General features: G+C 61.1%; 10 protein-coding genes and 2 tRNA genes. 6 read left to right on the top strand and 6 right to left on the bottom strand.

Annotated features, from left to right (window positions below; all coding sequences use genetic code 11):
* The first annotated feature begins 25 nt into the window (after positions 1–25).
* Together KYG_RS11555 and mutY are read left to right on the top strand one after the other, a co-directional pair.
* The gene (locus KYG_RS11555; protein WP_008905082.1) at positions 26–1,987 is read left to right on the top strand and encodes a dynamin family protein; all 1,962 of its coding nucleotides are present in this window, start codon (positions 26–28) and stop codon (positions 1,985–1,987) included.
* Positions 1,984–3,054: an A/G-specific adenine glycosylase gene (mutY, locus tag KYG_RS11550; protein ID WP_008905081.1), complete on the top strand. Its 1,071-nt coding sequence runs from the start codon at positions 1,984–1,986 to the stop codon at positions 3,052–3,054. Before KYG_RS11555 ends, mutY begins: the two co-directional genes overlap by 4 nt.
* Before the next feature lie 91 nt (positions 3,055–3,145).
* Here mutY and rapZ read toward each other — a convergent pair whose 3' ends face one another.
* The 3 genes from rapZ to KYG_RS11535 are packed head-to-tail and all read right to left on the bottom strand — an operon-like array spanning position 3,146 to position 6,581.
* Positions 3,146–4,012, bottom strand: a complete 867-nt coding sequence (rapZ, locus tag KYG_RS11545; protein ID WP_008905080.1) for an RNase adapter RapZ — start codon at positions 4,010–4,012, stop codon at positions 3,146–3,148.
* Positions 4,012–5,682: a DNA repair protein RecN gene (gene recN / locus KYG_RS11540; protein ID WP_008905079.1), complete on the bottom strand. Its 1,671-nt coding sequence runs from the start codon at positions 5,680–5,682 to the stop codon at positions 4,012–4,014. Before recN ends, rapZ begins: the two co-directional genes overlap by 1 nt.
* A gap of 2 nt (positions 5,683–5,684) precedes the next feature.
* Positions 5,685–6,581 carry an NAD kinase gene (locus KYG_RS11535; RefSeq protein WP_008905078.1) on the bottom strand — a complete coding sequence of 299 codons (897 nt, stop codon included), beginning with the start codon at positions 6,579–6,581 and terminating at the stop codon, positions 5,685–5,687.
* Positions 6,582–6,609: 28 nt separating this feature from the next.
* On the opposite strand from KYG_RS11535, the gene hrcA reads away from it, so the two are divergent.
* The 4 genes from hrcA to greB all read left to right on the top strand — a co-directional run bounded on the left by hrcA (position 6,610) and on the right by greB (position 8,667).
* A complete protein-coding gene (gene hrcA, locus KYG_RS11530) occupies positions 6,610–7,614 on the top strand; it encodes a heat-inducible transcriptional repressor HrcA (RefSeq protein ID WP_008905077.1) in 1,005 nt (334 codons plus the stop codon).
* A gap of 51 nt (positions 7,615–7,665) precedes the next feature.
* Positions 7,666–7,742: transfer RNA gene (locus KYG_RS11525), tRNA-Ile, on the top strand.
* 205 nt (positions 7,743–7,947) lie between these two features.
* Positions 7,948–8,024 (top strand) — tRNA-Arg (locus tag KYG_RS11520).
* Between the two features lie 76 nt (positions 8,025–8,100).
* The gene (gene greB / locus KYG_RS11515) at positions 8,101–8,667 is read left to right on the top strand and encodes a transcription elongation factor GreB (protein WP_008905076.1); all 567 of its coding nucleotides are present in this window, start codon (positions 8,101–8,103) and stop codon (positions 8,665–8,667) included.
* Positions 8,668–8,739: 72 nt separating this feature from the next.
* Here greB and KYG_RS11510 read toward each other — a convergent pair whose 3' ends face one another.
* The 3 genes from KYG_RS11510 to gmk form a co-directional block, all read right to left on the bottom strand.
* A complete protein-coding gene (locus tag KYG_RS11510; RefSeq protein WP_008905075.1) occupies positions 8,740–11,022 on the bottom strand; it encodes a bifunctional (p)ppGpp synthetase/guanosine-3',5'-bis(diphosphate) 3'-pyrophosphohydrolase in 2,283 nt (760 codons plus the stop codon).
* 93 nt (positions 11,023–11,115) lie between these two features.
* Positions 11,116–11,319 (bottom strand): DNA-directed RNA polymerase subunit omega, encoded by a 204-nt coding sequence (gene rpoZ / locus KYG_RS11505; protein WP_005794722.1) that lies wholly within the window; start codon positions 11,317–11,319, stop codon positions 11,116–11,118.
* Between the two features lie 16 nt (positions 11,320–11,335).
* Positions 11,336–11,956: a guanylate kinase gene (gene gmk, locus KYG_RS11500; RefSeq protein WP_008905074.1), complete on the bottom strand. Its 621-nt coding sequence runs from the start codon at positions 11,954–11,956 to the stop codon at positions 11,336–11,338.
* Positions 11,957–11,963: the final 7 nt, after the last annotated feature.

Here is an 11,963-nt window from a genome sequence, read left to right as displayed (position 1 = left end):
TCATTCTTAGATCTCTGGGAGCAAAGTGGGACCTTCATTCAACGAACAGTTCGACCAGCATGGTGCCTGGCGGCGGGAGTTCGCCCAGCAACTCAAGCGGCTGGCCGAGTGGATGTCCTCGCACGAACTCATGGATTCGGCTGTCCAGGAGCGGTTGCAGCGCCTGGAGGAGCAGGTTCGTAGCGACAAGGTCATGGTGGCGTTTGTGGCTGAATTTTCGCGCGGCAAGTCCGAGTTGATCAATGCGATCTTCTTTGCAGACTATGGCCGCCGCATCATGCCTGCGAGTGCAGGGCGCACCACCATGTGCCCCACCGAACTCGGATACGACGCCAGCGTGGTGCCCAGCCTTCGATTGCTGCCGATTGAAACCCGACTGCAGATGCAGAGCCTGGCGGAGTGGCGGGTCAAGACGGACCGGTGGCTGGAAATTCCCCTGGATGTCGGTAATGCGGACCAGATCGCCAAGGCGCTCGAAAAAGTGGCGGAAGTCAGAAAGGTTAGTCTGGACAATGCGCGGGCATTGGGCTTCTGGCACGATGACTTGACCGATGAGAATCCGGTCCCTGATGCGCAGGGGTTGGTGGAGGTGCCGATGTGGCGCCACGCCCTCATCAATATTCCGCATCCTTTGCTCAAACAGGGGTTGGTCATTCTGGATACACCCGGCCTGAATGCGGTGGGTGCTGAACCTGAACTTACCGTCAACCTGATCCCGCAGGCGCATGCGGTTGTTTTCATCCTGAGTGCAGACACCGGAGTGACCCGGTCTGATCTTTCCATCTGGCGAGAGCATCTGGCGATCTCGGCCGACAGCATGGATGCCCGCTTGGTGGTGCTCAACAAGATCGACACCTTGTGGGATACGCTCAATTCTGCAGAGCAGGTGCACGCGCAGATGGAGCGCCAGTGCAGCACGTCTGCAGAGATGCTCGGTGTGCCGTTGGAGAGGGTTGTCCCCGTGTCAGCGCAGAAAGGGTTGGTTGCCAAGATCACTGCTGACGATCTTCTGCTCGAAACCAGCGGCCTGCCTGTTCTGGAAGAGGCGCTGGCCAAGGGCATCATGGGTCGGCGGCAATCCATCTTGCGGGCGGCTGTGGCCAATGGTGTGGCCAGTTTGCGCACGGAGACTTCCCGGGCCATCAACATCCGACGTCGAGATCTCGACGACCAGATGGCTGAATTGCGAAGCCTGCGCGGCAAGAATGCGTCCGTCATTGAATCGATGCGGCACCGCATCGAGCAGGAGCAGCGGGAGTTTGACCTGAGCACTTCCAAAATTCAGGCGGTCCGTGCAGTCCACCTGAAGCTGCTTCGAGATGTGTTTCAGCAGCTGGGTGCCAAGGCGCTCAAAGTCGAGCTTGCAGAGTTGGCGCAGACCCTGCAGCAAAAAGGGCTCAAGCTGGGTGTAAAGAAAATTTACCTTCAAACGTTCGACAAGTTGCGCGGTACGCTGGACAAGGCGCAGGCTTCAGGCACCGAGATCCAAGCGATGCTGGGTGGAACCTTCAGGCAACTCAATGCCGAGTTTGGTTTTTCTCTGCAGGTCCCCTCGCCTCCGCAACTGGAGCACTTCACGCATGATCTGAGTCAGATTGAACAGAGTCATCTGCAGTACCTTGGCATGGGCAACGCATTGAAGCTCGCCCAGCCCGAGTTTGCGGAACGTCTGGTTCGCGCTCTGGCCATGCGTCTGCGCACTGTGTACGAATCGGCGGCGAACGATCTTGAACTCTGGAGTAAATCCGCTACAGCCCAACTGGACGCCCAGTTGAGGGAGCGGCGACGCAGCTTCGCGCGTCGCATCGAAGCTGTAGACCGCATTCAACAGGCAGCCAGCGGTTTGGTGGAGCGCATCGCAGAAATTGAAGCGAGCGAGGATGAGCTGATTGCGCTGGAGCAGAGGCTGCAGGAGTTGACCTCCCAGCTGGTTGCTGTGCCCGGCCTTGACCCCGTGACATCGGATCGGCAATTGGTACCTGCATGAGCGACGGGGGGCGGGAGGGCGCAGCCTCACTCGTGGTCGCATGGCAGGCATCTCACGGCCGCAACCACCTGCCTTGGCAACAGACGCGGGATCCGTACCGGGTCTGGCTGTCCGAAATCATGCTGCAGCAGACCCAGGTTGCCACGGTGCTTGACTATTACGCGCGATTCCTCGCAAGGTTTCCCGATGTGCGCGCCCTTGCCACTGCGCCAGAAGACGAGGTGATGGGGTTGTGGAGCGGGCTTGGCTACTACACGCGGGCTCGCAACCTGCACCGTTGCGCACAGCAGGTGGTGGCCGAGCACGGAGGTGCCTTTCCGCGCAGCGCCGAGGCGCTTGCCACACTCCCTGGCATCGGTCGCTCCACGGCAGGGGCTATCGCGGCGTTTTGCTTTTCCGAGCGGGTTCCGATTCTCGATGCCAATGTGCGCCGGGTGCTGACCCGCTACCTGGGTTTTGATGCCGATCTGGCGCAGCAGCGAAACGAACGCCTTCTGTGGGACCGGGCACAAGAACTCCTGCCGCAGGAAGATCTGGGCAATGCCATGCCCCGGTATACGCAAGGGCTGATGGACTTGGGCGCTACCGTGTGCTCCCCACGGGTGCCCCTGTGCGGGCAGTGTCCCTTGAATGGAGGTTGTGTCGCTTTTCTTGCGGGCAACCCCGAGAAGTACCCGGTGCGCACGCGTAAGCTCTCGCGCAGGTCGGAGTCGTGGCAGTTGCTGCTGCTCAAGAACGAGCGCGGGCAAGCCTGGTTGCAGAAGCGTCCCGCCAGTGGCATCTGGGCTGGCATGCATTGCGTGCCGGTGTTTGAGGACAGCGCGGCACTGCACCGCAGTGTGGAATCGCTGCGCGAAGGGGCCCGCCTGGAGATCGGGGAGCTGCAGCCTTTCGTGCATGTGCTCACCCACCGCGACCTGCACCTGCATCCGGTGCTCGTGTCGGGGGCGTTGCCGGAGCGGCCCCTGGAAGAGGGCAGCTGGTTCGCGCTGGATCAGTGGGATGCGATCGGTTTGCCGGCGCCGATACGCAAGCTGCTCGAGGCGACGCAGGCACAGCTCTGGTAAACGCCGGAATTCAAGTCAAATTGGCCTTCAGCGCTTATCTGGTATGCGCGAACAGCTATTAAAATAATAGCATCAAGCATGTTTGAGCGGACTATCGACCATCCATTTCCCGGTGCCTGCGCAGGGCTGGCCAGCGGCTGCTGAACGCCTCTGCCAGCCGTTCCACCAGGTACACCGAGCGGTGCTGGCCGCCGGTGCAGCCGATGGCCACCGTGACATAGCTGCGGTGGTTGCGGTCGAGCATCTCCAGCCAGTGCGCCAGGAAGTTCTCGATGTGCTGCTGCATCAGCGCCACCTCGGGCTGCTGGCGCAGGAAGTCGGCCACCGGGGCGTCCTGCCCGGTCAGGTCGCGCAGCGCGGGCTCGTAGTGGGGGTTGGGCAGCATGCGCACATCGAACACGTAGTCCGCATCCATCGGAATGCCGCGTTTGAACGCGAAGGACTGGAACACCAGCGTGAGCTGGCCCGGCGTGGCGGCCATCAGCCCCTTGACGTAGCTTTGCAGCTGCGAGGCGCGGATGGTGCTGGTGTCTATCACATGGGATTGCTCGCGAAGCGCGGCGAGCAATTCGCGCTCCACCTCGATGATCTGCACCAGCGCCTTGCGTCCCTGCTGCAGGTCCGCGTGCGACAGCGGGTGGCGGCGCCGCGTTTCCGAAAAGCGCCGCACCAGGGTGTCGATCGTAGCGTCGAGGAAGATCGAGTGCACCGAAACGCCCTCGCTGCGCAGCCGGTTCAATTCCTGCGGCACCTGGTGCAACGACGTGGCGCTGCGCACGTCCATCGCGATGGCCAGCCGGTTGCCGTGGTGGCGGTGCTCCAGCGCGACGAAGGCGGGCAACAGCTCGGGCGGCAGGTTGTCGACGCAGTAGTAGCCCGCGTCCTCGAGCGCGTGCAGGGCCACCGACTTGCCCGATCCGGACATGCCGGTGATCACCACGATCTCAAGCGTTGCCATCACCGCGCCCTTTCCACCGCTGCGTCCGCCAGCTCCAGCATTTCGCGCGCATGCGCCAGAGTGGTTTCGGTGGACTTCTCGCCGCCCAGCATGCGGGCGATCTCGGCTACGCGCACTTCACCCTGGATGGGCTGGACGCTGCTGGTCGTGCCTTCGGCCTGCTTGCGCTTGATCACCTTGAGATGGTGGTGCGCGCAGGATGCCACCTGCGGCAGATGCGTCACGGCCAGCACCTGCCGGTCGCTGCCCAGCAGCTGCATGAGGCGTCCCACCGTCTCGGCCACCGCACCGCCCACGCCAGAGTCCACCTCGTCGAAGATGAGCGTGGGCGCGGCACCTAGCTGGCTGGTCGTGACCGAGATCGCCAGCGAGATGCGGGAGAGCTCGCCGCCCGACGCCACCTTGCCGATGGGGCGTGGCGACATGCCGGGGTGCCCCGCCACCAGGAACTCGACATCGTCGATCCCATGCGCAGCGGGCTCGGCCAGCTTGGCCACGGAGACCTCGAACTTGCCCCCCTCCATGCCCAGGCCCTGCATGGCATGCGTGATGGCGGCCGAGAGGCGGGGCGCCGCCTTGGCCCGCGCCTGCGACAGGGTGCGGGCCGCAGCGTGATAGGCCTTGGCGCTGGCAGCTTCGGCAGCCTCCAGTTGTGCCAGATCGGTCGCGGCGTCCAGGCGGCGCATCTCGTCTTTCCAGCCCTGGAGCAGGGCGGGCAGCTCCGCAGGCGTGCGGCGGTACCGGCGCGCCAGGGTCATCCAGGAGGAGATGCGGGCGTCAAGTTCCGCAAGGCGCTGGGGGTCCATGTCGGCATGGCGCAGATACAGCTGCAGCGAGTGGGCCACGTCACCGGCCTGCGCAAGGCAGGACGAGAGGATGTCGGCCAGGTTGGCGAATTCGGGCTCGATATCTTCCTGCCCGTGCAGCAGGGAATGTGCGCGGGTGAGGGCTGCCAGCGCGCCAGCGTCGTCGTCCTGCAGCACCTGGAGCGCGGCCTGCGCACCCTCCATCAGCGCCTGCGCATGCGACAGGCGCTTGTGCTGCGCTTCCAGCTCTTCCCATTCGTCTGCGGCAGGCGCGAGCTTGTCCAGCTCGCCGATCTGCCACTGCAGCCGCTCGCGTTCCTGCTGCAGTGTGGCCTGGTCCTGCCGCGCCTGCTGCAGCGTTTTCTGGTCGGCACGCCATCGGCTCCAGTGCATCGTCACGTCAGCCTGGCTCAGGCCAGCATAGGCGTCGAGCAGTTCGCGCACCGAATCGGGGCGGGTCAGGCTTTGCCAGGCATGCTGGCCGTGGATGTCAAGCAGCATGTCGCCCAGCGCCCGCAGCTGTGTGGCGGTTGCCGGCGTTCCGTTCACCCATGCCCGGCTCTTGCCCTGCGCGTCGATCGTGCGGCGCAACAGCAGGGTGTCGCCCGACTCGAAGCCTGCTTCGTCGAGCCACGGTTGCGCTGCGGCCGGGCAGTCGAACTCGGCACTGATGTCGGCACGGGATGCGCCTTCGCGCACCACGCCCGCATCTGCGCGCGCCCCGAGCGCCAGTTGGACAGCGTCGATCAGGATCGACTTCCCCGCGCCAGTTTCACCCGTCAACACCGTGAAGCCTGTTTGCAACTCCAGATCCAAGGTCTGGACAATGACGAAGTCCTGCAAAGTGATCCGCCGCAGCGCCATGGTCAGGAACCCCCTTCATTCCAGCGCAATTTTTTGCGCAGAGTGGCAAAGTAGTTCCAGCCTTGAGGATGGAGAAACCGCACGCAGTGCTCTGACCTTTTCACCAGAATGCGGTCGCCATGCAGTAGTGAGGCCAGCGACTGCATGTCAAAATTGGCACTGACATCCCGACCACTCACAACCTCAACCGCCACCTCGGTGGCATCCGACAGAACAATCGGTCGATTGGACAGCGTATGGGGGGCGATGGGCACCAGCACCCATCCGGGAATAGAGGGGTGAAGCATGGGACCACCGGCTGACAGCGAATACGCCGTTGACCCTGTGGGTGAGGCGATGATGAGTCCGTCTGCGCGTTGGTTCGCCACAAATCGCCCGCCGACCTCGACCCGCAATTCCACCATGCCTGAAGTCGCGCCTCGGTTCACAACAACATCGTTCATCGCGAGGGCTTCGAAGACGACGCGCTCGTCGCGCACGACCGTAGCGTGCATCAGCGGTCGCAAGTCTTCCTCGTATTCACCCTGAAGCATGGGGGGCAGAGTGGCCTGATAGGTATCGAAAGGAATGTCGGTGATAAAGCCAAGCCGTCCCTGGTTGATGCCGATCAGGGGCGTCCCAAACCGGGCGAGCCGCCGACCTATGCCCAGCATGGTGCCGTCACCCCCGACCACCAGGCCCAAATCGCACCGACTGCCTATCTCGTCTACATTCAGGACTGGATAGTGTGTGAGCCCGGTGTTGCTTGCGGTCTCAGCTTCCAGCATCACTTCGCAACCCTGGCGCTCTAGAAAATGGGCGATGTCTTCCAGGGCCAGACGGGAGCTTTCACCGATGGAGCCCGCCGAAGAAGCTTGGTACTTGCCTATGAGTGCGACATGGCGGAAATTGGACGTCATCACGAAATTACATCATTAAAATCATCCCATGCTCGATGACCGTGCCAAGTTGTTGCTCAAAGCGCTGGTCGAGCGCTATATCGCCGATGGGCAGCCTGTCGGATCCCGCACCTTGTCGCGCGCGTCCGGGCTGGATTTGTCTCCAGCCACCATCCGAAACGTCATGGCGGATCTGGAGGAGCTGGGGCTGATCGCCAGCCCCCACACGTCAGCTGGTCGCATTCCCACGGCACGAGGCTATAGGCTGTTTGTGGACACCATGCTGACAGTGCAGCGGGACCCCCTGACCCCTCCCCAGCTAGCGCCCGAACAGCCGCAGAAGGTGATCGCCAACGCTGCGCAGTTGCTGTCCAGTCTTTCGCAGTTCGTGGGTGTCGTGATGGCGCCTCGCAGAACGTCGGTGTTCCGCCACATTGAGTTCTTGAGGCTGTCCGAGCGGCGGTTTTTGGTCATCATCGTTTCGCCAGAGGGAGACGTTCAGAATCGTGTGATCTTCACGGATGTGGACTACTCCCAGTCGCAACTTATCGAGGCTTCCAACTTTCTGAACGCGCATTACGCCGGGCTTGCAATGGAGCAGGTACGTGAGCGACTGAAATCTGAGGTGGATGTGCTGCGCGGCGAGATTGCTTCGCTCATGCAAGCTGCGGTGAATGTGGGGTCCGAGGCCCTGTCTCAGGCACAAGACGAGGTCGTGATTTCTGGCGAGAGGAACCTGCTGGCGGTAAGCGATTTCTCCAGCGACATGGGCAACCTGCGGCGTGCATTCGATCTGTTCGAGCAAAAGACCCAGATTCTGCGGTTGCTGGATATCTCCAGCCAGGCTGAAGGGGTGCGCATCTACATTGGCGGTGAAAGCCATGTGGTGCCGTTCGAGGAACTGTCTGTCGTCAGTGCGCCCTATGAGGTGGATGGCAAAGTGGTCGGGACGTTGGGCGTGATCGGTCCCACGCGCATGCCATACGACCGCATGATCCAAATCGTGGACATCACATCAAAGCTGGTGTCCAACGCCCTCAGTTACCGCAAGTAAAGCCCCTACAATACGGCGCTTGCCCCGTTGTATAGCGCTGGAGCATGGCTTGGGGCGTTAGCTCAGTTGGTTAGAGCAGAGGACTCATAATCCTTTGGTCGTTGGTTCAAGTCCAACACGCCCTACCACCCATTCATCCGAATGGGCGATCAACAGGATCGCAGCCAGCTTTCTTTTTTGCGATGAGCGCCTTTCTTTTTTGGAGTCGCTCCAGTGCATTACAATCTAAGGCTGCATTGATTTGTATTTTTGCTGGCCAGGCCAACGCGGTAGGTGTCAGTTAAAAATTGATTTCAAGGGTCGCCAAGAAATCATGCTATAATTCAAAGCTTAGCGGCTGTAGCTCAGCTGGATAGAGTACTTGGCTACGAACCAAGGGGTCGTGGGTTCGATTCCTGCCAGCCGCACCAATGTTTAAAGCCTGCAATCGCAAGATTGCAGGCTTTTTCATTTGTCCCAGCGTTTTCGCTGAAGGGGATACCTGCCATGAGCAAGGCCTTTACCAAAGAAACCGATGCTTCCGATGAGGATGAATTGGTGTTGCCTGCGTTGCCTGCGGGCGGCAAGAACTACATCACTCCAGCAGGATACGCGCGCCTGCGTGATGAGCTGCTGAACCTCATTGACAACGAGCGGCCCAAAGTGGTGGAAACCGTTCACTGGGCTGCGAGCAATGGAGATCGGTCTGAAAACGGCGACTACCTCTACGGCAAGAAGCGTTTGCGAGAGATCGATCGGCGAATCCGATTTCTCACCAAGCGGCTCGAAATTGCCGAAGTGGTTGATCCCAGCCAGCACGTGGGAAGCGAACAGGTGTTTTTTGGCGCGACGGTTACTTACGTCGAGGATGAAGGCACAGAACGCACAGTCACCATCATGGGCATTGATGAGGCAGACAGCCGCGAATTGCAGGTGAGTTGGATTTCCCCTGTCGCGCGTGCGCTATTGAAAGCGCGCACAGGGGATGAAGTCCTGCTCCCCACTCCAGGAGGTGTTCGAAGTCTTGAAGTGGTGTCAGTGAAATATCCGCAACGCAACGACCGTGAGGATTAAAAATAGCGTCCGGCAGAGCTGAGTTCTCCCGGACGCTAAGGCTAGCGACGCTGCTTACCGCGCTGTGCGCGTTCATGCGGCCTGCGGGGTGATGCGTGCGGCGCGAATGACGGCCTGGGTGCGACGAAGGTTGCGAAGTGCTGTTTCGAGGTGGGCCTGATCCCGCACAGCCACGATGAAACGCAAGTCCGTGGTGTCAAGGGCGGCCTCGTCGTCCATGTCCACATGGGTAATATCTGCTTCCGAGTTGGCCAGTTCCGCAGCTACGCGGGCGAGTACGCCTTTGCCGTTCGTGACCGTCACCACGACCCCGGTTTCAAACATGCGCGTTGGTTCGTCCGACCAGTCCACCGCGATAAAGCGTTCACTATCCTTGTGCTGTAACCGCTTGGCGACGGTGCAGTGAACGTTGTGAACGACCAGGCCTTCACCGCGGCCCAGATAACCCACGATGCTGTCTCCAGGCACGGGGCGGCAACAGGACGCGTATTGCACTGATGCATTCTCGCTGCCGTCGAGTGTCACAGCACCCTGCGAAAGCGTCTCGTGGGATGTGTAGCGTTCCCGCGTCATCAGCAGCGCGTCGGGGCGGTGCCCGTGTTCAGACATGAGCACCATGAGCCGCTTCGCGACAATGCTGGCGATACGCTTTCCCAAACCCAGGTCGGTCATCAGTTCGCTGCGGGTACGGTTTCCTGTAAAACGCAGGAGCTTGTCCCACATCGGCTGGGTCTCGGTGTTCATGGGCGGCAACCGCTCTAGCCCTTCCGCGCGGATAGCCTGAGTCAGCAGTTTCTCGCCCAGGCCTTCCGATTCGTTCTGCGCCAGCGTTTTCAGGTAGTGCCGAATCTTGGAGCGCGCGCGGCCCGTGCGCACAAAACCCAGCCAGGCCGGGTTCGGCGTGGATACCGGGGCAGTGATGATCTCCACAACATCGCCATTCTTGAGTTCGGTGCGCAACGGCACTTGCTCGTTGTTGATCTTGGCTGCCGTGGTGCGGTCGCCCACGTTGCTGTGGATGGCGTAGGCAAAGTCCACCACGGTGGCGCCACGTGGCAAAGCCATGATCTGGCTCTTGGGGGTGAAGACGTAGACTGCATCAGGAAAAAGGTCCACCTTGACATGGTCCCAGAACTCTGCGGCATCGCGGGTCTCGTTCTGAATGTCGAGCAGGGACTGCAGCCATTTGGTTCCCAGCCTTTCGGCCGACGAGCCGTCACCGTCCTGTGCCTTGTACAGCCAGTGTGCAGCCACACCGGCCTCGGCTATGACGTGCATTTCGTCCGTGCGCATCTGAAACTCGATATTCACGCCAGACGGGCCCACCAGCGTGGTGTGAAGGGACTGGTAGCCATTGAGCTTGGCGATGGCGATGTGATCCTTGAACTTGCCGGGTACCGGCTTGTACATCTGGTGCAGCACGCCCAGGGCGGTATAACAGTCCGTGACGGTTGGCACGATCACCCGGAAGCCGTAGATGTCCGTCACCTGGGCAAAGCTCAAATGCTTGAGGTCCATCTTCTGGTAGATGGCATACAAAGTCTTTTCACGGCCGGCCAGGCGAACTTTCATGCCGATTCTCGAAAATGCAGCATCCACTTCGGTCTGCACTTTCTGAACAAGGTCACGCCGGCGGTTACGCGATTTGTTGACCGCCTTGGACAACGTCGCGTAACGCCATGGGTGCAGGTGCCGGAATGCCAGGTCCTGCAGTTCCCGGTACGTCTGATTGAGACCCAGTCGGTGGGCGATGGGCGCATAGATTTCGAGCGTTTCCGAAGAAATGCGACCCCATTTGCTGCGTGGCATGTCCGACAGCGTGCGCATGTTGTGCGTGCGGTCCGCCAGCTTGATGAGGATGACGCGCACGTCGCGCGCCATGGCCAGCAGCATCTTGCGAAAAGACTCAGCCTGGTTTTCCTCGCGCGTATTGAATTGCAGCTTGTCCAGCTTGGTGAGCCCGTCCACCAGTTCGGCCACGGGGGCTCCAAACCGGTCAATCAGGTCGGCCTTGGTGACGCCGCAATCCTCCATGGCATCGTGCAGCAAGGCGGCCATCAGGGCCTGCGCGTCCAGCTTCCAGGTGGCGCACTGTGCAGCCACGGCAATGGGGTGGGTGATGTAGGGCTCACCGCTGTTGCGCAACTGGCCCAGGTGGGCCTCGTCAGCGAAACGGTAGGCTTGGCGTACCTGTTCGATGCTCGAGGCGTCGAGGTAGTCAAGGCTGTCCGTCAACGCGGCAAAGCTGGCCGCAGCCGCATTGGCGGCCGCGGCGGCTGCCGACAAAGTGCCTGCCGTCGGCGTTTCGCCCGGCTCGGCTAGCGTTGCAGAAGGTGAGTTGAGCACCGCGTTCATGCCTCAAATGTAGCGCGGGAGCGCACCACACCGCTTCGGGGCAAAAAAAGCACCGCTTTTGCGGTGCTGTTTGGGGCTGCGCCCGAGAAAACCTCAACCAGGAACCTTCTTGAGCATCTCAAGGCCCACTTTGCCTTCGGCGATTTCGCGCAGGGCAGTGACTGCAGGCTTGTTGCGGCTTTCGATCCGGGGTGCATGGCCCTGGCTCAGCATGCGGGCACGGTACGTGGCGGCCAACACAAGCTGGAAGCGGTTGGGGATCTTTTCCAGACAGTCTTCTACGGTGATGCGTGCCATCGTTTTACTCCGGGATTCAGGTGATATTGAGCGACTGGAAGGTGTCAGCACGGGCGCGGCGCTGGGCGGCGTACTTGAGTCGCTGGGCGTGAACTACGGCTTTCAGGTCGAAAAGCGCGCGCTCAAACAACTCGTTGATTATAACGAAGTCGAATTTGCTGACCTGGGCCATCTCCTCGGCTGCATTCTTCAGACGGACTTCGATGACTTCCGGGGAGTCTTCGCCCCGTCGCTCCAGGCGCGAACGCAGTTCTTCCCAGCTCGGCGGCAGGATAAACACGAGGATTGCATTGGCGAAAGCCTGCTTGATCTGTAGCGCGCCCTGAAAGTCGATTTCCAGAATCACATCCGAGCCTTGGGCAATGCGCTCCTCGATCGCCTTCTTGGAGGTGCCATAGCGGTTGCCGTGCACGTGCGCCCACTCCACGAAGGCGTTGCCTTCCACCATGGCATCGAACTCTGATTGCGATGCAAAGTAATAGTCGCGGCCGTGCTTTTCCTGCCCGCGCGGCGCGCGGGTGGTGTGGGAGATTGACAGGTGGACGTGCGAGTCCAGCTCCAGCAAGGCCTTGACCAAGCTGGATTTGCCAGCGCCGCTGGGGGCCGCAACTACGATGAGATTTCCGGGATAGTCCATGGCTGAT

This window comes from Acidovorax sp. NO-1, from assembly GCF_000238595.1.
GTDB lineage: Bacteria > Pseudomonadota > Gammaproteobacteria > Burkholderiales > Burkholderiaceae_C > Acidovorax.
Note: the sequence above shows the minus strand (reverse complement) of the source record. Positions and strands in the feature narration are given on the sequence as shown.

What these genes read in the sequence shown, in the direction of transcription:
- mutY (WP_008905081.1), top strand. Translation starts at nt 1,984, where the DNA reads ATGAGCGACGGGGGGCGGGAGGGCGCAGCCTCACTCGTGGTCGCATGG.
- rapZ (WP_008905080.1), bottom strand. Translation starts at nt 4,012, where the DNA reads ATGGCAACGCTTGAGATCGTGGTGATCACCGGCATGTCCGGATCGGGC.
- recN (WP_008905079.1), bottom strand. Translation starts at nt 5,682, where the DNA reads ATGGCGCTGCGGCGGATCACTTTGCAGGACTTCGTCATTGTCCAGACC.
- KYG_RS11535 (WP_008905078.1), bottom strand. Translation starts at nt 6,581, where the DNA reads ATGACGTCCAATTTCCGCCATGTCGCACTCATAGGCAAGTACCAAGCT.
- hrcA (WP_008905077.1), top strand. Translation starts at nt 6,610, where the DNA reads ATGCTCGATGACCGTGCCAAGTTGTTGCTCAAAGCGCTGGTCGAGCGC.
- greB (WP_008905076.1), top strand. Translation starts at nt 8,101, where the DNA reads ATGAGCAAGGCCTTTACCAAAGAAACCGATGCTTCCGATGAGGATGAA.
- KYG_RS11510 (WP_008905075.1), bottom strand. Translation starts at nt 11,022, where the DNA reads ATGAACGCGGTGCTCAACTCACCTTCTGCAACGCTAGCCGAGCCGGGC.
- rpoZ (WP_005794722.1), bottom strand. Translation starts at nt 11,319, where the DNA reads ATGGCACGCATCACCGTAGAAGACTGTCTGGAAAAGATCCCCAACCGC.
- gmk (WP_008905074.1), bottom strand. Translation starts at nt 11,956, where the DNA reads ATGGACTATCCCGGAAATCTCATCGTAGTTGCGGCCCCCAGCGGCGCT.